The organism is Bradyrhizobium sacchari (genome assembly GCF_002068095.1).
Lineage (GTDB): Bacteria > Pseudomonadota > Alphaproteobacteria > Rhizobiales > Xanthobacteraceae > Bradyrhizobium > Bradyrhizobium sacchari.
Window position 1 is genome coordinate 531,612 of sequence record NZ_LWIG01000007.1, and the last position, 20,007, is coordinate 551,618.

General features: G+C 62.4%; 24 protein-coding genes and 1 pseudogene. 9 read left to right on the forward strand and 16 right to left on the reverse strand.

Features of this window, described 5'->3' with window-relative positions; genetic code table 11:
- A pseudogene (locus A5906_RS08955) lies at window positions 1-904 on the reverse strand (FAD-binding protein); the annotation flags it as partial.
- Window positions 905-1,131: 227 nt separating this feature from the next.
- Here A5906_RS08955 and A5906_RS08960 point away from each other — a divergent pair.
- Complete coding sequence (locus A5906_RS08960) at window positions 1,132-1,467, forward strand: putative quinol monooxygenase (RefSeq protein ID WP_080135240.1); 336 nt, start codon at window positions 1,132-1,134, stop codon at window positions 1,465-1,467.
- Between the two features lie 43 nt (window positions 1,468-1,510).
- Here A5906_RS08960 and A5906_RS08965 read toward each other — a convergent pair whose 3' ends face one another.
- Complete coding sequence (locus A5906_RS08965; protein WP_080134831.1) at window positions 1,511-3,004, reverse strand: FAD-linked oxidase C-terminal domain-containing protein; 1,494 nt, start codon at window positions 3,002-3,004, stop codon at window positions 1,511-1,513.
- A gap of 228 nt (window positions 3,005-3,232) precedes the next feature.
- Between A5906_RS08965 and cycA the strand changes: the two genes are divergently transcribed.
- The gene (cycA, locus tag A5906_RS08970; protein WP_080134832.1) at window positions 3,233-3,640 is read left to right on the forward strand and encodes a cytochrome c-550 CycA; all 408 of its coding nucleotides are present in this window, start codon (window positions 3,233-3,235) and stop codon (window positions 3,638-3,640) included.
- 102 nt (window positions 3,641-3,742) lie between these two features.
- Here the strand turns inward: cycA and A5906_RS08975 are convergent, their stop codons facing one another.
- Window positions 3,743-4,699 carry an alpha/beta fold hydrolase gene (locus A5906_RS08975; RefSeq protein WP_080134833.1) on the reverse strand — a complete coding sequence of 319 codons (957 nt, stop codon included), beginning with the start codon at window positions 4,697-4,699 and terminating at the stop codon, window positions 3,743-3,745.
- Window positions 4,700-5,029: 330 nt separating this feature from the next.
- Here A5906_RS08975 and A5906_RS08980 point away from each other — a divergent pair, with 330 nt between their 5' ends.
- Entirely contained in the window at window positions 5,030-5,212 is a 183-nt protein-coding gene (locus A5906_RS08980; protein ID WP_080134834.1) for a hypothetical protein, read from the forward strand.
- Here A5906_RS08980 and A5906_RS08985 read toward each other — a convergent pair.
- From A5906_RS08985 to ykgO, 3 genes are all read right to left on the reverse strand, one after another.
- On the reverse strand, window positions 5,209-5,475 hold the full coding sequence (locus tag A5906_RS08985) for a hypothetical protein (RefSeq protein WP_080134835.1): 267 nt from the start codon (window positions 5,473-5,475) through the stop codon (window positions 5,209-5,211). The two genes, A5906_RS08980 and A5906_RS08985, sit on opposite strands and share 4 nt — an antisense overlap.
- 124 nt (window positions 5,476-5,599) lie before the next feature.
- Window positions 5,600-6,256, reverse strand: a complete 657-nt coding sequence (locus A5906_RS08990) for a tetratricopeptide repeat protein (RefSeq protein WP_080134836.1) — start codon at window positions 6,254-6,256, stop codon at window positions 5,600-5,602.
- A gap of 102 nt (window positions 6,257-6,358) precedes the next feature.
- On the reverse strand, window positions 6,359-6,484 hold the full coding sequence (ykgO, locus tag A5906_RS08995) for a type B 50S ribosomal protein L36 (RefSeq protein ID WP_006611362.1): 126 nt from the start codon (window positions 6,482-6,484) through the stop codon (window positions 6,359-6,361).
- Between the two features lie 342 nt (window positions 6,485-6,826).
- On the opposite strand from ykgO, the gene A5906_RS09000 reads away from it, so the two are divergent.
- Together A5906_RS09000 and A5906_RS09005 are read left to right on the forward strand one after the other, a co-directional pair.
- The gene (locus tag A5906_RS09000) at window positions 6,827-7,711 is read left to right on the forward strand and encodes an amidohydrolase family protein (protein ID WP_080134837.1); all 885 of its coding nucleotides are present in this window, start codon (window positions 6,827-6,829) and stop codon (window positions 7,709-7,711) included.
- A 524-nt stretch (window positions 7,712-8,235) separates the two neighbouring features.
- Window positions 8,236-9,126: an alpha/beta fold hydrolase gene (locus A5906_RS09005; protein ID WP_080134838.1), complete on the forward strand. Its 891-nt coding sequence runs from the start codon at window positions 8,236-8,238 to the stop codon at window positions 9,124-9,126.
- 187 nt (window positions 9,127-9,313) lie between these two features.
- Here A5906_RS09005 and A5906_RS09010 read toward each other — a convergent pair whose 3' ends face one another.
- From A5906_RS09010 to A5906_RS09030, 4 genes are all read right to left on the reverse strand, one after another.
- On the reverse strand, window positions 9,314-9,811 hold the full coding sequence (locus A5906_RS09010; protein WP_080134839.1) for a GlcG/HbpS family heme-binding protein: 498 nt from the start codon (window positions 9,809-9,811) through the stop codon (window positions 9,314-9,316).
- Between the two features lie 133 nt (window positions 9,812-9,944).
- Entirely contained in the window at window positions 9,945-10,595 is a 651-nt protein-coding gene (locus A5906_RS09015) for a 3-keto-alpha-glucoside-1,2-lyase-like domain-containing protein (protein ID WP_136615125.1), read from the reverse strand.
- A gap of 14 nt (window positions 10,596-10,609) precedes the next feature.
- Window positions 10,610-11,206 (reverse strand): superoxide dismutase, encoded by a 597-nt coding sequence (locus A5906_RS09020; protein ID WP_080134841.1) that lies wholly within the window; start codon window positions 11,204-11,206, stop codon window positions 10,610-10,612.
- Window positions 11,207-11,754: 548 nt separating this feature from the next.
- Window positions 11,755-12,489: an SDR family NAD(P)-dependent oxidoreductase gene (locus A5906_RS09030; RefSeq protein ID WP_080135241.1), complete on the reverse strand. Its 735-nt coding sequence runs from the start codon at window positions 12,487-12,489 to the stop codon at window positions 11,755-11,757.
- A 150-nt stretch (window positions 12,490-12,639) separates the two neighbouring features.
- On the opposite strand from A5906_RS09030, the gene A5906_RS09035 reads away from it, so the two are divergent.
- Window positions 12,640-12,999, forward strand: a complete 360-nt coding sequence (locus A5906_RS09035) for a winged helix-turn-helix transcriptional regulator (protein ID WP_136615126.1) — start codon at window positions 12,640-12,642, stop codon at window positions 12,997-12,999.
- 75 nt (window positions 13,000-13,074) lie between these two features.
- On the opposite strand, the gene A5906_RS09040 is transcribed toward A5906_RS09035, so the two are convergent.
- The 3 genes from A5906_RS09040 to A5906_RS09050 are packed head-to-tail and all read right to left on the reverse strand — an operon-like array spanning window position 13,075 to window position 14,746.
- The gene (locus A5906_RS09040) at window positions 13,075-13,776 is read right to left on the reverse strand and encodes an aquaporin (protein ID WP_245326671.1); all 702 of its coding nucleotides are present in this window, start codon (window positions 13,774-13,776) and stop codon (window positions 13,075-13,077) included.
- 1 nt (window position 13,777) lies between these two features.
- A complete protein-coding gene (locus A5906_RS09045) occupies window positions 13,778-14,266 on the reverse strand; it encodes a DUF3237 domain-containing protein (protein WP_201723784.1) in 489 nt (162 codons plus the stop codon).
- A gap of 45 nt (window positions 14,267-14,311) precedes the next feature.
- The gene (locus A5906_RS09050) at window positions 14,312-14,746 is read right to left on the reverse strand and encodes an ester cyclase (protein ID WP_080134846.1); all 435 of its coding nucleotides are present in this window, start codon (window positions 14,744-14,746) and stop codon (window positions 14,312-14,314) included.
- A 115-nt stretch (window positions 14,747-14,861) separates the two neighbouring features.
- On the opposite strand from A5906_RS09050, the gene A5906_RS09055 reads away from it, so the two are divergent.
- The 3 genes from A5906_RS09055 (at window position 14,862) to A5906_RS09065 (ending at window position 16,876) form a co-directional block, all read left to right on the forward strand.
- Window positions 14,862-15,473 carry a TetR/AcrR family transcriptional regulator gene (locus tag A5906_RS09055; protein ID WP_080134847.1) on the forward strand — a complete coding sequence of 204 codons (612 nt, stop codon included), beginning with the start codon at window positions 14,862-14,864 and terminating at the stop codon, window positions 15,471-15,473.
- A 165-nt stretch (window positions 15,474-15,638) separates the two neighbouring features.
- Entirely contained in the window at window positions 15,639-16,370 is a 732-nt protein-coding gene (locus tag A5906_RS09060) for a haloacid dehalogenase type II (RefSeq protein WP_080134848.1), read from the forward strand.
- A 38-nt stretch (window positions 16,371-16,408) separates the two neighbouring features.
- Window positions 16,409-16,876: a YbaK/EbsC family protein gene (locus tag A5906_RS09065; RefSeq protein WP_080134849.1), complete on the forward strand. Its 468-nt coding sequence runs from the start codon at window positions 16,409-16,411 to the stop codon at window positions 16,874-16,876.
- 81 nt (window positions 16,877-16,957) lie between these two features.
- Here A5906_RS09065 and A5906_RS09070 read toward each other — a convergent pair whose 3' ends face one another.
- The 3 genes from A5906_RS09070 to A5906_RS09080 form a co-directional block, all read right to left on the reverse strand.
- Complete coding sequence (locus A5906_RS09070) at window positions 16,958-17,995, reverse strand: phosphatase PAP2 family protein (protein ID WP_080134850.1); 1,038 nt, start codon at window positions 17,993-17,995, stop codon at window positions 16,958-16,960.
- 438 nt (window positions 17,996-18,433) lie between these two features.
- Complete coding sequence (locus A5906_RS09075; protein WP_080134851.1) at window positions 18,434-18,793, reverse strand: hypothetical protein; 360 nt, start codon at window positions 18,791-18,793, stop codon at window positions 18,434-18,436.
- 95 nt (window positions 18,794-18,888) lie between these two features.
- Entirely contained in the window at window positions 18,889-19,875 is a 987-nt protein-coding gene (locus A5906_RS09080) for a tripartite tricarboxylate transporter substrate binding protein (RefSeq protein WP_080134852.1), read from the reverse strand.
- Window positions 19,876-20,007 lie beyond the last annotated feature (132 nt).

The window sequence follows — 20,007 nt, forward strand, 5'->3', positions numbered from 1 at the left end:
AGACCGGCCAGGCCCCCAGCGCCCCGCCGGCCGCGAACGGCAGCACGTCGCGCAGCGTCGCCCACAGCGCGCACGATGGGGCATCCTCGATCAGCGTCGCGGTTCCGAACGGCGCCAGCAATTCGCGCAGCGAGCCGGCGCGGTGGGCGGCCGACGCCGTGATGCCCTCAAGCCGCAGCAAGGTCATCGCCTCGCCCTGGCCTGCAATGTCGCCGAGCCCGTCGGTCTTGGCCCTGAACGCCGATTTCGGCAGGTGCGCGGCGCCGGAGACGTCGAAGGGCGAGCCGAGCGCGGCGGTCATCGCCTTGTTGGCGGCGGCATCATCTAACCCGCGCAGCAACAGCGTCCGCTCGGCCTCGGGCTTGGGCATCACCTTGAGCGTGACCTCGGTCATCACCGACAGCGTGCCCCAAGAGCCCGCGAGCAGCTTGCAAAGGTCGTAGCCGGTGACGTTCTTCACCACCTTGCCGCCGGTCTTGAAGCTGTCCCCGAAACCGGAGACGGCATGCGCGCCGAGCAGATGGTCGCGCGCCCCGCCGGCCCGGATCCGCCGCGGGCCGGCGAGCCCGGCCGCGATCATGCCGGCGATGGTGCCCGATACCGCCGTGCCGAGCAGCGGCGCGGTGTTGACAGGCTCGAAGGCGAATTGCTGGTTCTTGGCATCGATCAGGGAGAGCACGTCGGCGAGCGGCGCCCCGGCCTGGAGCGTCACGATCAGTTCGTTGGGCTCGTAGGAGGTCACGGCGTTCAGCGCGGAGATGTCGAGCACGGCGTTGGTCGCCATGGCATGGCCAATGCTGCGCTTGCTGCCATGGCCGATGATCTCGAGCGGCTGCTCATTGGCAATCGCCGCGCGCACCACCTCTTCGACGTCTTTGGCGTCTCTGACCCTGAGCGTATCCACGGGAAAAGCCGGTAGCGAAATTCGCTACCAAAATCAAATGCGGCGTGGCGCCGGGCACCCATTGCCGGCGCGCTCGGGACCTCCATCGGCCTCCCAACGCTTCGGTCATCACCGAAGCGTTCACGACATCGACACTTCGATGAACGGCGAACCAACCGGACCGGCGCTCGCTACAAGCTCAGACCGATCGCGATCGAGACTGAAGTCCAGCAGCGAGGAGGATGACCATGAATCACTACGCTACGCAGAAATCCCTCAGCGACGCCGTCGACGGCGGCGGTCTGCTCGTCGTCGCGCAATGGGAGGCAAAGCCCGGCGAGGCCGACAAGGTCGCCGGGATCCTCGACCGCTTCCTGCCGGACGCGCAGCGCGAGGACGGCGTCAAATTGTTCCTGATCTCGCGCGGCAAGGACAATCCGGCCCAGTTTCTGTTCTACGAATTGTTCCGCGACGAGGCCGCTTTCAAGGCGCATCAGGAGAGCGCGCATTTCAAGACATGGATCGCCGGCGAAGCCCTGCCGCTGCTGGCCAAGCGCGAGCGGGCGCAATACGGGTTGCTGTGAGGTCGCGGGAAAGGGCTCGCACCGCGAGCCCTTTCGCGAGCGCCTAGAACCGCGGGATGTCCGGGAACGGCAGCTTCCCCGCGTGGACATGCATGCGGCCGAGCTCGGCGCAGCGGTGCAGGGTCGGAAATACTTTTCCGGGATTGAGCAGGCCCTGCGCGTCGAAAGCGCATTTCAGGCGCTGCTGCTGGTTGAGATCGATCTCGGTGAACATGTCGCCCATGAGGTCGCGCTTCTCGATGCCGACGCCGTGCTCGCCGGTGAGCACGCCGCCGAACTCGACGCAGGCGCGCAGGATGTCGGCGCCGAACGCCTCGGCGCGCTCGATCTCGCCCGGCTTGTTGGCATCGTAGAGGATCAGCGGGTGCAGATTGCCGTCGCCGGCGTGGAACACGTTGGCGCAGCCGAGCTGGTATTTTTCCGAGAGCTCGCGGATGCGCGCGAGCGCCTTCGGCAGCGCGCCGCGGGGGATCGTGCCGTCCATGCAGAGATAGTCGGGCGAGATGCGGCCGACGGCCGGAAACGCCGCCTTACGGCCGGCCCAGAACAGATTCCGCTCGGCTTCCGAGGTCGAGATCTGGCAGGTGGTCGAGCCACAGGCATTGGCGATGGTCTCGACGCGCGTGATCAGCTCGTCGACCTCGATCTTGGGCCCGTCGAGCTCGATGATCAGCAGCGCCTCGACATCGAGCGGATAGCCGGCATGGACGAAGGCCTCCGCGGCGTGGATCGCGGGCTTGTCCATCATCTCCATGCCGCCGGGGATGATGCCGGCGCCGATGATGCGCGCCACGCATTCGCCGGCTGCCTCGACTTGTGCAAAGCCGACCATCAGCGCGCGGGCCGTCTCCGGCTTTTGCAGGATCCGCACCGTGATCTCGGTGATGACGCCGAGCAGGCCTTCCGAGCCGGTGATGACGCCCATCAGATCGTAGCCGGCGTTTTCCGCGGACTTGCCGCCGATGCGCAGGATCTCGCCGCTCATCAGCACGATCTCGCAGCCCAGCACGTTGTTGGTGGTCATGCCGTATTTCAGGCAGTGCACGCCGCCGGAATTCTCCGCGACATTGCCGCCGATCGAGCAGGCGATCTGCGAGGACGGATCGGGCGCGTAGTAAAAGCCGGCATCGGCGACCGCCTGGCTGATCGCGAGGTTGGTGACGCCGGGCTCGGTCACGACGACGCGGTTGTCGAAATCGATCTCGCGGATGCGCTTGAACTTGCCGAGCCCGAGCAGCACGCCGTCCTCCAGCGGCAGTGCGCCGCCTGATAGCGATGTGCCGGAGCCGCGCGGCACCACCTTGATGCCCTGCGCGGCACAATATTTCAGGACGCGCGAAACCTGCTCGGTCGTATCGGGCAGCACGACGACCATCGGCGGCTGGCGATAGGCGGTCAGCCCGTCGGATTCATAGGCCCGCATCTCAACAGGCGTATCGATCACGCCCTCGCCGGGCACGATTGCGCGCAAGGCGGCGACGATCTCGCTGCGGCGCGCCAGCACGGCCTGGTCACTCGCGGGCATCATGATGGCCATATTACGAAGCCTTCGTCCGACGGAGGGAATTGTCCCGGCAAATCAATCATGTCTTGCCGTCTTTGGGTAGGTCCTCCGAAGGTCGCATTGCTTTGTTGCAGCGCAAGTTCTCTCTGGGGCAAGTCTGATATCAGGAAACCTGTCAAAGTTTCGCGGCTTGTCCACCTGCACCGGACCTGCCAAAACCACGACCTCCATCTGACCCGGGAAGAGACGAAGAGCACCCTTATGACAAAACTGACTTTCGGCGCGCTGGTTGCCCTCGCCATGACTGCCGCAGCGTCCACCGCCATATCTTCCGCGATGGCGCAGGATGCCGCCGCCGGCAAGACGTCGTTCAACAAATGCCTGGCCTGCCACGCGATCGGCGAAGGCGCCAAGAACAAGGTCGGCCCCGAGCTCAACGGTCTCAACGGCCGCAAGTCCGGAACTGCGCCGGACTACAATTATTCGGACGCGAACAAGAATTCCGGCATCACCTGGGATGAAGCCACGTTCAAGGAGTACATCAAGGACCCCAAGGCCAAGATTCCCGGCACCAAGATGGCGTTCGCCGGCATCAAGAACGAGACGGAGGTCAACAATCTCTGGACCTTCATCTCGCAGTTCGACAAGGACGGGAAAATCAAGCAGTAACCGCACGTACGACGGCCTGGGCTTCGGTTCTGATCGAATCAGAGCCGAAGCTCTGACGCGCTTTGGTCACACGAAGCGATATCTTCTTCGCGCGAAGACGCTTTAGTCGGCGGCGGCCTGCGCCGGGACGATTTTCCCGATCATCGTCTCGATCTCCGTCTTCACCAGATCCGGCACGGCGTTCTGCACCATGTGGCCGAGATCGGGCAGCACGATCAGCTTCGCATTCGGCACCAATGCTGCGAACGGCCCCGCGTGGATGGCGGTTTTCACCGTCTTGTCGGGCTCGCCGGCGATGATCGTGACAGGTGCCTTGATCTCGCCATAGCGTGCGACCTGCGCGGCAACCGACTCCTTCAGCGTCACCAGATCATAGGCATTGGCGATGAACTCGCGCGGGCGCAGCAGGAGCGGCGTCGCGGAGTCCTGCACGAAACCATCCGGCATAATTTGCGGCAGGAACACGGTGCGTGCGCCGGTCTCCGTGACGAAATAGCCGAGCGGCAGCGTGATGGTATAGGCGAGCAGTGGACCAACGACGGGCGTTGCGATGAGCTCGTTGTAGCGGCCGACGCCGCCGCGCCAGGGATGGGTGACGGGCGCCAGCATCACGAGGCCGGCGACGCGGGCCGGATGATCGAGTGCGAGGCGCGCGCCGAGCGCGCCGCTCCAGGAATGCACGACGAAGACCGCGCGATCGATCCCGAGCTTTTGAAGCGCCTCGTCGATCATCCGCGCCTGAACCTGCGGCGTCGAATCCTGCCGTCGCGCGCGTGTGCTCCAGCCGTGGCCGGGACGGTCGATCAGGACGACGCGATGATCCTGGGCGAGAAGGTCGCCGAGCGGGCGCCGCATCGCTTCGAGATTGGAGCTCGCGCCATGCAGCATCACGATCGGCAGGCCAGCCTCGCGCGCACCGATATCGACGACGTGAAGGACAGCGCCCTGGACCTCGATCATGCGGCCCTGCGGCGGAAAGGCGCGCTGCACGGCGAGGACACCCGCCTGCGTAACCAGCGCCAGCAGAACCAGCGCCGTCACGACTGACATCACGATCATGGAGAGAATCCGGGCAATCCAGGGCACTTCACAATTACGAGCGTGGCGCGCGGCAGTTTCGCCCCGGGCAGTTCGGCACTTCCACAGAAATTAAGGGGGCTGTGGATATGTCCATAATTGCCAAACAGAAAAAGCAAATAGAATCAATGATATTGCTCTGCGACACGCAAGCTTCGGACCAGCTTCATGCGACCGTCATCGCGGCTTCCATATAATCGCCACGGTCGGTTCCGCCATTTAGGCGCGGGTGGGCGCCGATCCTCATCGCAGCCTTCAGAGGATGCGGGACAGGCCGGCAGGATTTTTCCTGGTTTGAACCGGAGAATTTCGATGAGCTTCAGATCGAATGACACTGCAATCGACGAAATCGTCGCAAGCTGCAACGGCGACCTGCGCGGTGCCGTGCGGGCACTGCTCCTGATCAACGAGCATCTCGAGGCCGAGCTTGCCAAGGCCTACGCCGCAGCGGCCGATCGCGGCCTCGCCGAGCGCGGCAGCAGCGTCCTGCATTAGTCCTGGTTCGTACCGTCCCCGGTCTTTTCCTCGTCAGGAGAGAGTGCGGGACAGGCGCGAATCGTCGAGCGGGCAAGCTTGGCATCGGCCCTGGACTTGTAGGGACCGTCGCCGAACCAGATGTCGCCGATGATGACCGGATTGCTGGTCACGATGTCGCATTTGCCGGTTGCGCGATTGCCGACCACCCAGAACAGTCCGTCGGCCAGGCTCATCGTCCCCGACGCGAGCAGCAAGCTACCCGCAAAGATCAAACGCTTCATGGCTGTGCTCCTGCGATGCAGGTAGGCCTGTCGCGGTGCGGGCAATAGGCCTCAAAACGCCGCGCGTCCGATCGTGGTTAATCCGCAGCCGCCGCATTCACTCAAGAACCGATCGAATTCTCGGCTAGATGTCGCGGCCTTCGACCTTCTCGGTCAGCGCCTTGACCTGGTCGGGGATCTTCTCGAGGTGCGGATTGACGGCGAGCGCCTTGCGGTAGGCCTCGAGCGCACGCTTCTCGTCACCGACCTCCTGCATGATCATGCCGAGCCCCGCGAGCGCGCCGAAATGGCGAGGCTCGCGGATCAGCACCTCGCGGATGTCGGCGAGCGAGCGGGCGTAGTCATTCTGCATGTAATAGAGCGTGGCGCGCCGGTTCCAAGCCTCGATGTAGTCGGGCCTGAGCTTGATCACCGAGTCCAGCAGCTTGATCGCAACCTCGATCTTCTGCGCGTCCACCGCGGTCTTGGCCCGCGCCATCAAGAGCGACGCGGTGTCGCTCGGCGTCTGCAGCCAGATCGCCCAGATCCGCGCCTCGACATGCTTGGCGCTGGCCTCGTCAGGCGCCGCCTTCAGCGCGCCGAACAGGAAATCGAGATTCTTGCTGCGGTCGACCTTGGGCAGCTTGGAGGGGGCCTCCGGCAGCTTCTTCTGCTTGCCGGGCGGGCTCGGCGGCTCGATCTGCTGCGCCAAGGCAGGAGCCACAAAGGCCGGAGCGAGGCTAGTGGCGCCCAAGACAAGGACCAGGCACAGCGTGCGCGCGAAAGGGAATCTCACTACCATGGTGAAAGTCTAAACGCGCAAAGCCGCCCTTGCAAAGCAAAGGCGGCGTCAAACTCGTGTGAGGCCGTGGTCTTGCGGGCGCGCGACGGCCCTCGGCAGGGCTCAGCCCTGGCGAGCCTTGAAGCGGCGCTGCACCTTGTTGATCACATAGACCCGGCCCTTGCGGCGGACCAGGCGGTTGGCGCGATGGCGACCGCGCAGCGATTTCAGCGAGTTACGGACCTTCATGGCGGAATCCTGAACGTTCGAAAGGCCGTGTTCGGCACTACCGTTTCGGCACGCGCGAATGTGGCAAAATGAGATCTTTCCCGCTGGCGGACCGACCGCCCGGGACGGGGCGGTTCTTAAGGCATTGCAGGAGGTGATGTCAATGTTAACTGCCCGGTTCCGAACCGGCAATTTCGCGAAAACAACCCCATGCACAGTAGAAGCGGCCGGATCGGGCCGATTTGTCCCGCCGGGGGCCAGGGACAGCAACGACTTTTGCGGACTGTGGTTTTGCCTCCGGCCACGCCTTGCCAAATTCGTTATATCATATAATCAATTTGGCAACCCGTCGGGAGGAAACCAATGCCGAAGCTGAAGCTGCCGAATATCGACGACGTCGTCGCCATCGACATCCACACCCATGCCGAGGAGCCCTGCGGCTGCCACGCCGACGACGGCTATGACGACTTCCAGGCGCAGATGGCGGAATACTTCAAGTCGCCGAACAAGCATCCGCCGACGGTGCCGGAGACCGCGGCCTACTACCGCTCCAAGAACATCGCCGCGGTGATCTTCCCTGTCGATGCCGAGCGCGAGACCGGCTTCCGCCGCTACAACAATTACGAGATGCTGGAGGTCGCCTCCGACCATCTCGACGTCCTCATCCCCTTCGTCTCGATCGACCCGCACAAGGGCAAGCTCGGCGCGCGCGAGGCGCGCAAGCTGATCGAGGAGTACGGCGTGCGCGGCTTCAAATTCCACCCGACCATGCAGGGCTTCTACGCCAACGACCGCATGGCCTACCCGCTCTACGAAGAGATCAACAATGGCGGCGCGATCGCGCTGTTTCACACCGGCCAGACCGGCGTCGGCTCGGGCATGCCGGGCGGCATGGGCATGCGGCTGAAATATTCCAACCCGATGTACATGGACGACGTCGCGGCCGATTTCCCCGACCTCAAGATCATCCTCGCCCACCCCTCCTTCCCCTGGCAGGAAGAGGCCCTGTCGGTCGCGACCCACAAGCCGAACGTCTACATCGACCTGTCGGGCTGGTCGCCGAAATATTTCCCGCCGATCCTCGTGCGCTACATCAACTCGATCCTGCAGGACAAGATGCTGTTCGGCTCGGACTGGCCGGTGATCACGCCGGACCGCTGGCTGTCGGACTTCGCCAAGATCGACATCCGCGACGAGATCCGGCCGAAGGTGCTCAAGGCCAACGCGCGCAAGATGCTCGGGATTTAAGACCTGATCGAATGACCCTTGCCTAGAGCACGAACGGTGGTGCGTTCCCTCCCCCCTGCAGGCTAGGGAGACGGGTAGCGGTTGTCGGCAGACGCATCGGGCGTGGGCACGCGACGGAAAGAGTCCCCGTGTGCCCCCTCCCCCGCCTCTCCCCCGCAAGCAGGGCAATCGCATGTGGGGCGGGTTGCCTGTGGCCATCCTTCGAGACGCCCGCCCTTGGCGGGCCCTCAGGATGGGGACCGAGTGTGGTGCACCTGCGGTCCGGATCTAACGACGCATCTATGCTTGGACAAAGATCCGTCCTGCTGTCGGAATCCGCGGGCCTCACTCGTCCTTTGATTCCAAGGAGGCAGTATCATGACGCGATTGCAAGCCGGGGAAATTCTTTCAATCGATGGCCACGGCGGGTGTCAGGTGCGAGCTCGCGCGTCGGCACCGTAACGCCCAAGATTCGTAGCCGGTTCCCGTAACAACTCAGCCGGTTGCAACGGATAAAGCGCATGACCTGAACAAGGAAGCACACCATGTTCGTCGGCTTTGAATCCTGTCTCATAGACCTTGAAGCTGCCCCGATCTTTGCGAGGGTCGCAGGGCAAGGCCCGCCCCTGCTCCTGCTGCACGGCTTCCCTGAGACCCATTTGATGTGGCGGGATATTGCGCCAATCCTGGCACAAGAATTTACGGTGGTCTGCGCTGATCTGCGCGGGTACGGACAGAGCGGCACGCCGGCATCGACCACGGATCACGGCCCTTACACAAAGCGTGCGATGGCTGAAGACATGGTGAACCTCATGAAGCGACTTGGTCATGACCGCTTCATGGTTGTCGGGCACGACCGCGGAGGACGCGTTGCATATCGAATGGCTCTTGATTGTCCGTCAGTTGTCCGAAAGCTTGCTGTTCTCGACGTCATACCGACGGCGGAGGCATGGGACCGAGCCGATGCCCGCTTTGCACTGAGCTTCTGGCCGTGGAGCCTGCTTGCTCAGCCTGCTCCACTCCCGGAGGACATGATCGGCGCCGCAGCAGATTCCGTCATCCAAGCCGCGTTATCGGGCTGGGGCTCTCCACCTTCGATCTTCCCCCAGGCGGTTCGCGCAAACTACGCGGCAATGCTCAAAGACCGCGAACACCTGCATGCGATATGCGAGGAGTACCGCGCGGCCGCAACGCTCGATCGCGATCACGATGCGGCCGATCGCAGCACTGCAAGGAAAATTGCGTGCCCGGTTCTGGCCCTTTGGAGCGGCAACGGCGGATTAGCGACGTGGTATCTTGAAGAAGGGGGCCCGTTGGCAATCTGGCGCGCATGGTGCGAGAAAGTGGAGGGACATGCCGTGGCGGGTGGTCACTTTTTCCCCGAAGAGTTTCCATCGCAAACCGCCCAGGAATTGGTCGCCTTCCTTGAAGTCTAAAGCGCGATGAGATTTGGTTGAATCGTCTTCGCGCTTTAGGTTGTTGTTGACGCATGATCTTTCCGGAAAACCGCTTCGCACTTTTCCGGATCATGCTTTAGGGCCGCAAACTCCTTCATCGAGCCTTCTTCCGCTGCGATTGCGCTCGCTGATGCGGCGCTCGCGGATTCTTGTCACTGAGGCGACCCTAAAACTCCAGCTTGTCGCGTATGGCGTCGAGTCCGGCCCTGGCGCAGGCTTCGTCAGCATCCCCGCCAGGTGCCCCGGACACACCGACGGCTCCGACCAGCGAGCCGCCGGCTTCGACAATCAATCCGCCTCCTATGATGACCGCGCCGGGGAGATTGCGGATACCGGCTTGCATCATGCCAGGTTGGCTGACGGCATTGAGTTCGGTGGTGCTGGTACGGAATGTTGCTGCGGTCCACGCCTTGCCCGAGGCCGTTGAAACGGTGTGCACGCCTGCGAACCTGTCACGAAGGATCACCTGTGTCCCACCAAAGCGATCGACGACTGCGACGGCGACCTGGTACCCGCGGGATCGGCAATCTTCAAGCGATGCCCGGGCCAGATCCAGTGCCAGCTCGGGACTCAGGGATTTGTAGGTCGTAAGCGGCTCCTGTCCCATTGCCGAGTGCGCGAGCGTCAACAGGACGGTGGTCGCAAGCAGGTTTCGAGCGAGCATGGTTTCTCCGACGTGAGCAGGTCGATGCCGACGGTAACCTAAAGCGCGATGCGATTGGGATGAATCGTCATCGCGCTTCTTGTTCGAGTATGATCTTCTCGAAAAACGGCGGCACACTTTTCCGGATCATGCTCTAGTTCAGCGCACCGTATGTCAGGTCGTCGAACACGGTGACACTGTCCGCCTTGGTCCACAAGCCGATCATGCCGGCGTCCCTGATCGATTCGTCCTTGACCTCGAACATCGGCTTGCCGTCATACGTCACCTTGAACTGCGTTCCCACAAATTCGCAACGCAGGGTATGCCATTGCCCTGATGGCACCGATACCTTGACGCCATAGCCGCCTTTCCGGCCGACGATATCGAGCGCGCTGCGAACACCTTTGATCGTCTTGTAGAGCACAACATTGTCTTCAAGCGCGTTGGCCCGCACGACGTAGTAATTGTCGGCATCCCTCGCGCGCCAGACGATACCGGCAGCGCGATCCTCGGAACCCGCGAGCGCCTTGAACTTGACCTCGATGAACCCGTCCAAAATGCTGGTGCCTTTCCTGAGGGCCACCGGAAACGTCGCCTGACCAGATTGTTTCAGGACGTTCGGCTTGCTTGGCGCCGTCGACTCCGCCTCGACCGTCCATTTGGGCTGGCCGCGCCCCGTCATGGTCAGGGTCCAGCCTTCAGGCGAAGCTCCGGTTGCTGCATCGTCAAAATTCACAGTTTCCGCCATCGCGTTTCCTTCCGCTGACAATAGGAGCGATGCCGCCCCCAACAATGCCACGCTCATCTTCTTCACGACGTCTAAGCTTCCCGCCTGTATCGATCATACAGTGTTGCCGCGTTGTCCCATTTGATCGCTTCCATGTAGATGTCGACATACTTCGCGGCCGCAGCGCCATAATCCATGTGATAGGCGTGCTCATACATGTCGAGCACCAACACGGGGCGTCCGCCGGCCAACGTCGTCGTGTGGTCGGCGGCCCACTGATTGACGAGCCGCTTGTCGCGCGGCGAGTAGGAAAGAATCACCCAGCCGGAGCCGCCACCTTCGGCCTTGCCCATGGCGGAGAACTCCGCGCGCCACCGCTCCATGCTGCCGAAATCGCGTGCAATCGCGTCGGCAAGTGCTGCGCTCGGTTTGCCGGCACCGCCGAGCCCGTCGAAATAGATTTCATGAAGGATCATCGAGTTTGACGCGACGAGTTCCTCGCGCTTCAGGCCGTTGATGACGAAATTCGGAGCTTTCGCGAAGTCGAGCTCGGCGAGTTGCGTTCCGATCGCATTGAGCCGCTTCACGGCGCCGACATAATTGTTCTCGTAATGGCTGACGAGCACCTTCTCCGAGATCCCGGCAATGGATTTCGGATCGAACGGCATCGGCTTGGGCTGGTATGTCATTGGCTTGGCTCCTGCTGGCTGATTGGCTTGCGCAAGGGCTTGCGTCCCCGCGATGATTGCGGTCGATGCCGCGGCGGCCCCCACGCCCCTGATGAAGTCTCGGCGGTCGGTATTGATGGNTCATGGGGTTCTCCACCTGATCGTCGTCCCGAACGTGCCCCGCCTGCTCGCGAGCTCATGCTGCTCGCCGTCTTGTCGGGTGCGCAAATCGGCCGCGCGGTCCTGGTCGATACGGACATCGACGAGGGGCGGCGCGCTGGCGGCGCCAATATGACGGGACAATTTTTCTGATGAGGTCGAGGTGCAAGAAGACATGCAGCGTCCTTGGTGACCAGGACGCGATACTTGGGCATGTCGCCTCGCGGGGAGATCGCAAATCCCCGTGCCCCGAATGAAACGCCTGCCGGCGGCAGTGTCAATCCGCCGCGAGGATCGAAAGGATGACGAATTTTTGAAGACGCTTGCACAAACTCGGAGAAGCGTCAGCACCGCAGCGCATTGCGGGCTTCGATCCCGTTGATCGAAGCCCGCAGGTCCAGGCGAAGACATCAGACCTGCGCCAGGCCTCCGTCGACGAACACCTCGCCGCCGGTCATGAAGCTGCTGTCCGAGGATGCCAGGAACGCAGCCACCGCGCCTGTCTCGGCGGGGTCGCCCACACGCCCGATGGGCGTAGCGCTTCCGAGCGCATTGAACGCTTCCTCGCCGACGACCTCCAGTGCCAGCTCGGTCTTGGTCGGTCCCGGCGAGAGCACATTGACGCGGATGCCGGTGCCGCGCAGGTCCTGCGCCCAGCTGCGGGCCAGATTGCGGATCGCGGCCTTGGTCGCGCTGTAGATGCTGAATTGCGGCGTCCCCATGACCCCCGTGCTCGAGCCGGTGAGAATGATCGACGACCCCTTCATCATCAGCGGCAGGGCCTTCTGCACCGTGAACACCAGCCCCTTCACATTGACGTCGAAGATCTGATCGTAGTGCTCGGGCGTGATCTCGCCGAGCGGTGCAAACGCTCCGGTCCCGGCATTGGCAAAGAGAACGTCGACCCTGCCTCGTTCGGCTTTCACCGCCGCGTACAGCCGGTCGAGGTCGGACAAACTGGTCACCGAACCTCGGACGGCGCGCGCCGAGGGCCCCAGCTGCGCCACGGCGGCATCGAGCTGCTCCTGCCGCCGCCCGAAGAGATAGACGAACGCACCTTCGTCGACGAACCGTTTCGCCGCTCCAAGTCCGATGCCGGTTCCGCCGCCGGTCACCACTGCCGTCTTGCCCTGTAGTCTGCTCATGATGTGCTCCTTCATTGAGGTTGCACTGAGCTGGCGGCGTACCCACCTATCGACAAGTATGCACCTTTTGGTAAGTGCCAAAAAAAAATGTCCGATCCAGTCTCAGCGCCGACGCGGCCTTCTCCTCCTGTCCAGAATTGCACGCGCAATCTGCCCGGCTTCACGTGCGGCCTTGACGCGACCTTGCGGGTCGTCGCCGGCAAGTGGAAACCGCTGATCCTGTATTTCCTCGCCCAGGACGGACCGATCCGCTACGGCGAGCTCCGGCGCGCCGTGCGCGATGTCAGCGACAAGGTGCTGATCCAGCAGCTTAGGGAGCTCGAGGCCGATGGTCTGGTGAAGCGGACCGACTACAAGGAAGTGCCGCCGCGCGTGGACTACAGCCTCACCACGCTGGGCCACAGCCTCGCCCAGGCGCTGGTGCCGCTCTGCGCGTGGGGCACGGAGCACATGGCTGAGGTCAGCCGGGTTTTCGCCGAACGGGAGGGCTGGAATAGGAAAGAAGGGTAGGCTGACCGTCTAGCTTGTGCTGCATTCGTGCGAGCTTTGCTCTGCTGGAAGCATAGATTAGATTCGCCTCAAATCTCAAACATCAGCTCGTACGGGCAACAACCAGCGAAAGACGACGATGGCGGCACCGGCGCCGATGACCTCCGCTGCGATGAAGCCGAGAACATCCTGTGGCCTTATGCCTGCGAATGAGTCGGTGAAAGCGCGTGCGATGGTCACCGCTGGATTGGCAAAGTCGGTCGCCGTAAACCAGAAGGCGCCGCCGATGTAAGCGGCGACGACGCCAGCGACCGACGCCGGACGAAGCCATGAGCAAACCCATACCGCTCCCAGCAGTCCGAATGTTGAGACGAACTCGCTCAATAAATTGGAAAAGCCGCTCCGGTCGTTGACCGATAAGGAAAAGATCGGTGCTGCAAACATTGCATTCGCCACACCCACTCCCAACAAGGCGCCCACGAGTTGAACAGGGACGTATGAAGCCCCCATTTGAAGCGGCAAATCGCCTCTGATGACGAGCGCGGCGGTCACCAGGGGATTGAAATGCGCTCCAGACACGGGGCCCAACCATTCAATCAACGCGTATAGCGCCGCGGCCGTCGCGAGTGCATTGCCAATGAGCGCGACAGCCGTATTGCCGCTTGCCAGCCGGGCCCCAAGAATGCCGGAGCCCACCACCGCCATCAGCAGAAAGCAGGTCCCGATTCCCTCGGCCGCGAGTCGCTGCGACAAGTTGAAGTCGGGAGAATGGGATCTCGAGCCCTCGCTTGCCGTCACGTCAGACAACCTGAAAGATCTTGTAGGCCACCGCGCCCTCGACGAGATAGCCGGTTCCGACGCACACGATGTCATTCATCCAAGCGTAGGAGGACGAGCCTGTTTCGAATAACGGCTGCGTACGGAAATAGTAGCGTGAGGGATCGACCGTGTAACGCTTGGTCGGATCGGCCATATCGGTCTTCAGTTCTGGCGGCGTGATCCAGCGTCCGCCATATGTCATGTAGATCAGTTCGTTGTCGTCCGTACGCAAGGTCAGACGCACGTCGAGTGCCATCTCGCCGTGGGGCCGGAAGAGAGCCCAGTCGCCGCCGCCGGCAAGTACTTCACCGCGCACGCGCTCTCCGACGAACGATCCCCCCGCGGCGCCGAACAGCACCCGCCTGCCAACCGGCGTCTCACCAAAGGAAACACGTGGGTTGAGATCAACGACTATGTCGAACAGCGGCACCGTCTTGATATCGGCAACAGGTTTTATGCGCGGATCCATCGTGCCATTCTCCATTGCGTAAACGTGTGATGCCCCCTCGGATGATTAGAGAACTTCGCCAAAGAGCTTCTGGCGGACCTGATCGGTCGAGACCCCCGACTGCGCGCACAGGGCCGAGAGATCGAAGAAGAAGTATTCGCTTGCAATGAGGTCATTGCGGAAGGTGAAGCGGATGAAGACCGGAAGTTCCGCGCGCTTTCCGTTGGGAGTGACCCCAAAGCGGTCTCCCGTCATGGTCATTCGCGCCTGGCCCCAGCAGACCAGCGTCTCGGCGTCGTTGGCGTGGCCGGACAGCACGACGTTGTAATCCGGGAAAGACTTGAAAAAACGCGCCAGCGCCGCCTCGTTTTCCGCAAGCCCCTTTGCGCGGGTGCCGAACGCGGGTCCTTCGAGCACCATGTCCCGGTCGAGAAAGGCGAGAGCAGAGGCTACGTCTTGCCGACTCTTGGCAGCAGCCAAACCCTGAGCGAGCTCGAGCATCCGATCTCCATTCAAGGCAACCTCCTCTAATTCAACATACCAATAGAATTTCACATACCTTGAGTATGTTATATTCAGTTTGCATGTTTTATGTCAAGAAGTATGTAAATCGGCCATGAACAAGGCTCCTGATGACCAACGAACGCGCCGTGAGGAATATGCGGAAGCAACCCGACAAGCGCTGCTTGCTTCCGGGCGGGAAACATTCGCCCGGGAGGGCTATCAGGCTGCGGGGATCGAGGCGATTTCGAGAGCTGCGAGAGTGACGCGCGGTGCGTTCTATCACCACTTCGAGGACAAGAAGGCTCTGTTCGACGCCGTCGTCGTTTCGCTTCAATCGGACGCCGCGGCACGCGTGCAGGAGACCTCCAAGCGAAAGTCAAAAATATGGGAGCGGCTCTACACCGGCATCGACGCTTATCTTGATGCTTCGATCGAGCCTGCTTACGCGCGCATTGTGGTTCAAGAAGCGCCGGTGGTTTTGGGCAACGCCCGCTTCGCAGAGATCGAAGAGCAGTACCCAATGGCACTTCTGAAGGCGACGCTGAGGGCGCTCAAGCGCGAAGGTGAGCTGGTCTTCGATGATATAGATCTGCTCGGACACATGCTTGACGCGGTCATTTGCGAGCTGTCGATCAAGCTTCCAACGTCGTCCGACCCCAAGAAAACCCGCATTAACGGTCGCAAGATCATAGAGGGGTTGCTGGACTCGTTTCGCCGTAAATAGCGTTCGCTGCGGAGGTATTTGGAGGCGACGCTGCGATTTCCGCTTTCGGCCAGGAGCCGCCGGTCGCGGTTGCAGTGGTCGACTTCCGTTGTTCCTTGGTAGGCTGGCGATGATGCACATCCCCGATCAGAGCTTCTCGTGATAACCGGCCCGGAAGGACAACCCATGAGCATCAAAGCCGTCGTGTTCGACGCCTACGGAACGCTCTACGACATCCAGTCGGTCGCCGACGTCACCGAGGATGCGTTTCCGGGCTACGGCGAGATCATCACGCAGGTCTGGCGCATCAAGCAGCTCGAATATACCTGGCTGCGCTCGCTGATGCGGCGCTACCAGGATTTTGACGCAGTCACCCGCGACTCGCTGGTCTATACGCTGCGTGTGCTCGGGCTCGCCTACGAGAAGGACGCGTTCGAGCGCGTGATCGAGAAATATCTGCATCTCGACCTCTATCCGGATGCAACAGACGCGCTCACCGCCTTGAGGCCGCGAAAGCTCGCCATCCTCTCCAACGGCAGTCCGGACATGCTGAACGCGCTGGTGCGCAACTCGGGGCTCGACCGCCTGCTCGATGCCACCATCAGCATCGATGCGAAGAAGATCTTCAAGCCGAGCCCGGCGGCCTATGAGCTGATCGGCGAGGTGCTCGGCACCGCGCCGGACGAGGTTCTGTTCGTCTCCTCCAACCCTTGGGACGTCGCCGGCGCAAAGTCGTTCGGCCTCAACGTAGCCTGGATCGAGCGGGTGACGCCCGAGGCGATGGCGCTGGCTTGCGTCGAGAACGAACTCGTGGCACCGCTGACGATGTTCAAGGCGATCCGCACCCAGATGGACGAGCTTGGATTTGCGCCGGACCACAGCGTCCGCTCGCTCTCCGAGCTGCCAAGTATCATCTAGGGATCATCCAGGTATCGCCGCCCGCCCGTGAGACTTGAATGAGCCTGGAATCCGTTCGCGCCTTTTTCGCCGAGAAAGCCCCCGACATCTCCGTCATGGAATCCCCGATCAGCTCGGCGACCGTGCCGCTGGCCGCCGAAGCCTATGGCGTCGAGCCCGGACGGATCGCCAAGACGCTGTCGTTGCGTGTTGGAGAGCGCGTGATCCTGATCGTCGCCGCCGGCACCTCGCGCATGGACAACAAGAAGGTGAAAGCGCAATTCGGCGGCAAGCCGAAGATGCTGGGGCTGGAGGAGGTCGCCGAGATCACCGGTCACGAGGTCGGCGGCGTCTGCCCGTTCGGACTGAAGGCGCCGTTGCCGGTCTATTGCGACATCTCGCTGAAGGCGTTCGACGTGGTGGTCCCGGCCGCAGGCTCCACCCACAGCGCCGTGCGGATCACGCCCGAGCGGATGGCCGAGCTGACCGCGGCCGAATGGGTCGATGTCTGCGAGCACAGGCCGTAGGGCAAGAACGCCGGCTCGCTCCTGGCAGACATGGCGCCGTCTGCGCTCCACATCGGTCCGCGCTGAGCCAGGCGGAAATGGCTACTGCGCGCCCACGATTGCTGGCCGCGAGGGCTGCAGCAATGTCCGCCGTACCGGTTGCGTACCGCGCGCGAGATATCGCCCGAGACGACCGACCATATAAATCGCGGCCAATGCGATCAATATTCCGGCGGCGACGTCGACGAAAAAATGTCCCCCGCCGATCGGCGTTGCGGCCACCATGACGCCGTTCCACAGCAGGCCAAAGACTCTCAGCCAACGCAGCGGCCACATGGCCCAGGCATAGAGCACCGCACTGATGGCGTGGAAACTTGGAAAGGTGAAGATCGGCCCCAGGCTAAACGCATCGAGAACCCGGGTGGTGCCATCACGCACCAGCGGAAGCTCCCGCACTGTCGTATAATAGCAGATCGGCTCGATATTCGGATGGTCCGCCTGCACGAGCCCAGCGGCGGCATAGGCGCCCGTGGCCGGAACGAGCACGGAAACGATCATCGTCGCAATCAGCGTGATGCCAAAGGCCAGCGCGAACTCCGCCGCCCGTCGATGATAGCCGAGCAGGGGAAGAAATATGACCAGGGCAAGCAGTTGCCTGTGAAGGGAATCGTAGGTGAGCACGAACGCGCGCAGTACGTCCGGACGATCGTTCACGAAACCCACATAGGCCCGGAAGTCCAATCCGAGCATGCGGTCCAGCGCGAGCAGGCTGGTTTCCTGCATCGGGAGATTCGCCGCCGCCGCGATGTAGCCAACTGACATCACCAGCAAGAGCAGCAGGACGATCTGCGCAAGCGTGAAGAGCGTCGCGAAGATACGCGGGTTTCTGGATCCGGCCCGGACGTTGCGATGTCCAATGTAACCGTAGAGGCCGGCCATCCCGAGAAAAACGAGGTAGCCGCTCAGCCGCACACTGAAATCGGTTAGCAGAAGCCCCAGCTCAAAGACGGTGAGGATGACCGCGATAATCATCCAGTTCAGCCGGAACAGTCGTAAAGAAACCTCTATGTCTTCCTCAGCATTCGGGTTGACGTCAGCCAGCTCCGAATGATCCCGCCCAAATCCGCTGTTGTTTGGCATTCCGGCATTCCAGCATTTTCCGCGAGGTTTTTGCCAGTACAACCATTAATAAACACACAACATGTGCGTGCGGAAACGCATACAAACAATTATAACGAATCTTGTATAATGAATCTCGCTCGGTGTTATCTCGCGGCGACGGCGATCAATGCGAACCACGCGCCTCGCTCGCGAGGCTTGGCCTGTTCGCAACACCCGGACATCAAGAGGATTGGTTTCAGGTCGCCGCGGTTTCAACTGGCCAACCGCGCCATCGCGGCGGTGTCAGAAGCATAGCCAACGTCGCACGAGCTCACCGTTCCGGATGGATGGCGCGCGAAAGCACGATGAGGTCGGGATGGCTCATCATCGCGCTTCAGGTTGTCGTTTGAGCATGATCCGTTCGGAAAACCGCTGCGCACTTTGCGCTAACGCGGACCTCCGGGTCCGCATCATGCGCTAGTTGTCATCGTCGTAAGTCCGGGGGAGTGTCTGCGCGGCGGCGGGCGGCGGTGGCGCAGAATGATAGCGCGGCGGCGGCGCAATGCGATTGCGCGGGCTCGGCTGCTGCGGCTGAGCCTGGTTGTTCGACTGAAATACGGCCCGACACCCGCTCGAGAGCTGCGGCGTATTCTGCTGCAGACAGGCGACGATGCGGTTCACGTCCGGAATCTGGTCGCTGCACAGCCGCCACACATCGGGCGTGCAGGCCATCTGCTGTTCCATGGTTCCGCGATATTCCTGGGCGAATGTTGCGCTTTGCGCGACGGTGCCCCCGATCGCAAGCGCCACACCCAGTGCAATCCGCTCTGCTCGCATCTTTCTATCCCTTCCCGAGTCTCTCGAATTCTCATCAAACAATGAGACGCGGACAGGTTCTGAACCAACAACAAAATGTGAAGAGGAGTTGGAACCTACTCCACCTTGCCGATCTTCTTCACCGCCGCGATCAGGCGCGTGCTGTCGGCCGCGACGAATTGCGAGAAGGCCGGCGCGTCCTGATAGGCGACGAGACTGCCTGATGCCTCGAAGGCCTTGAGCACATCGGGGCTCGTCATCACCTGTGCCATCGCCTCGCGCAGGCGGGTCGCGATCGGCGCAGGAAGCGAACTCTGCGCGAAGAGGCCCGCCCAGATGTACATCTCGACATCCATGTAGCCGAGTTCCTGGAAGGTCGGCACGTCAGGGAAGCTCGCAATGCGCTGCGCGCCGCAATTGCCGAGCACGCGCAGCTTGCCGTCGTCGACCTGCGGCTTCAGCGTGCCGGGTGCGGCGGCGATGGCCTGCACGGTGCCGCTGAGCAACGCGGTGAGCGCAGGGCCCGCGCCGCGAAACGGCACGTGCATGAGCTTGATGCCGGCGCTGTTGGCGAACATCTCCATCGCGACGTGCAGCGTGCCGTAGGGACCCGACGAGCCATAGGTGATCTGGCCCGGACGCTTCCTCGCATCCTCGACGAAATCCTGAGCCGTCTTCCAGGGCGCCGACGCGGGCACCGCGAGCAGCGTGGGATCGGCCAGCACGCGCGCGATCGGCATGAACTGCGAGACCTCGTAGGCGACGGGGCGGTCGAACAGCCGGTCGGCCTCGGGGAGCACCGCGAGTGAGGACAGCGTCATCAGCAGCGTGTAGCCGTCGGGCTCGGCGCGCGCCGCGGCGGCGTTGCCGACCGATCCACCCCCGCCGCCGGCGCGGTTGTCGACGATGACGGGTCTGCCGAGGATGCGCTCCAGCGCCATCGCCACCGGACGCGCCGCGAGATCGGCCTGGCCTCCGGCCGGAAACGGCACGATCATGGTGATGTTGCGCACCGGATAGGTTTGCGCGAAGGCGTTTTCCGGCAGCGCAGCCCGCAACAACGGCAATGCTGCGGCGGCGCGCAAGAGATCGCGTCGATCCATGGTGGTACCTCCCCCTGATTTTCTTTATGTTTCGCCGACCAGCCTAGCGCGGCGACCGGCAAGAACAAGACGTTTACGAAGCCTTAACCATGTCCGGCCGGGCGCGGAACGCATCGGCCGGCCCGTGGGTTG

Coding starts and splice junctions, on each gene's coding strand:
- A5906_RS08980 (WP_080134834.1), top strand. CDS start 5,030: ATGAGCTTCAGATCGAATGACACTGCAATCGACGAAATCGTCGCAAGC.
- A5906_RS09075 (WP_080134851.1), bottom strand. CDS start 18,793: ATGCGAGCAGAGCGGATTGCACTGGGTGTGGCGCTTGCGATCGGGGGC.
- A5906_RS09005 (WP_080134838.1), top strand. CDS start 8,236: ATGTTCGTCGGCTTTGAATCCTGTCTCATAGACCTTGAAGCTGCCCCG.
- A5906_RS08985 (WP_080134835.1), bottom strand. CDS start 5,475: ATGAAGCGTTTGATCTTTGCGGGTAGCTTGCTGCTCGCGTCGGGGACG.
- A5906_RS09080 (WP_080134852.1), bottom strand. CDS start 19,875: ATGGATCGACGCGATCTCTTGCGCGCCGCCGCAGCATTGCCGTTGTTG.
- A5906_RS09050 (WP_080134846.1), bottom strand. CDS start 14,746: ATGCTCGAGCTCGCTCAGGGTTTGGCTGCTGCCAAGAGTCGGCAAGAC.
- A5906_RS08965 (WP_080134831.1), bottom strand. CDS start 3,004: ATGGCCATCATGATGCCCGCGAGTGACCAGGCCGTGCTGGCGCGCCGC.
- A5906_RS09010 (WP_080134839.1), bottom strand. CDS start 9,811: ATGCTCGCTCGAAACCTGCTTGCGACCACCGTCCTGTTGACGCTCGCG.
- A5906_RS09045 (WP_201723784.1), bottom strand. CDS start 14,266: ATGGATCCGCGCATAAAACCTGTTGCCGATATCAAGACGGTGCCGCTG.
- cycA (WP_080134832.1), top strand. CDS start 3,233: ATGACAAAACTGACTTTCGGCGCGCTGGTTGCCCTCGCCATGACTGCC.
- A5906_RS09055 (WP_080134847.1), top strand. CDS start 14,862: ATGAACAAGGCTCCTGATGACCAACGAACGCGCCGTGAGGAATATGCG.
- A5906_RS09070 (WP_080134850.1), bottom strand. CDS start 17,995: ATGCCAAACAACAGCGGATTTGGGCGGGATCATTCGGAGCTGGCTGAC.
- A5906_RS09065 (WP_080134849.1), top strand. CDS start 16,409: ATGAGCCTGGAATCCGTTCGCGCCTTTTTCGCCGAGAAAGCCCCCGAC.
- A5906_RS09020 (WP_080134841.1), bottom strand. CDS start 11,206: ATGACATACCAGCCCAAGCCGATGCCGTTCGATCCGAAATCCATTGCC.
- A5906_RS08960 (WP_080135240.1), top strand. CDS start 1,132: ATGAATCACTACGCTACGCAGAAATCCCTCAGCGACGCCGTCGACGGC.
- A5906_RS08990 (WP_080134836.1), bottom strand. CDS start 6,256: ATGGTAGTGAGATTCCCTTTCGCGCGCACGCTGTGCCTGGTCCTTGTC.
- ykgO (WP_006611362.1), bottom strand. CDS start 6,484: ATGAAGGTCCGTAACTCGCTGAAATCGCTGCGCGGTCGCCATCGCGCC.
- A5906_RS09000 (WP_080134837.1), top strand. CDS start 6,827: ATGCCGAAGCTGAAGCTGCCGAATATCGACGACGTCGTCGCCATCGAC.
- A5906_RS09015 (WP_136615125.1), bottom strand. CDS start 10,595: ATGAGCGTGGCATTGTTGGGGGCGGCATCGCTCCTATTGTCAGCGGAA.
- A5906_RS09060 (WP_080134848.1), top strand. CDS start 15,639: ATGAGCATCAAAGCCGTCGTGTTCGACGCCTACGGAACGCTCTACGAC.
- A5906_RS09030 (WP_080135241.1), bottom strand. CDS start 12,489: ATGAGCAGACTACAGGGCAAGACGGCAGTGGTGACCGGCGGCGGAACC.
- A5906_RS08975 (WP_080134833.1), bottom strand. CDS start 4,699: ATGATCGTGATGTCAGTCGTGACGGCGCTGGTTCTGCTGGCGCTGGTT.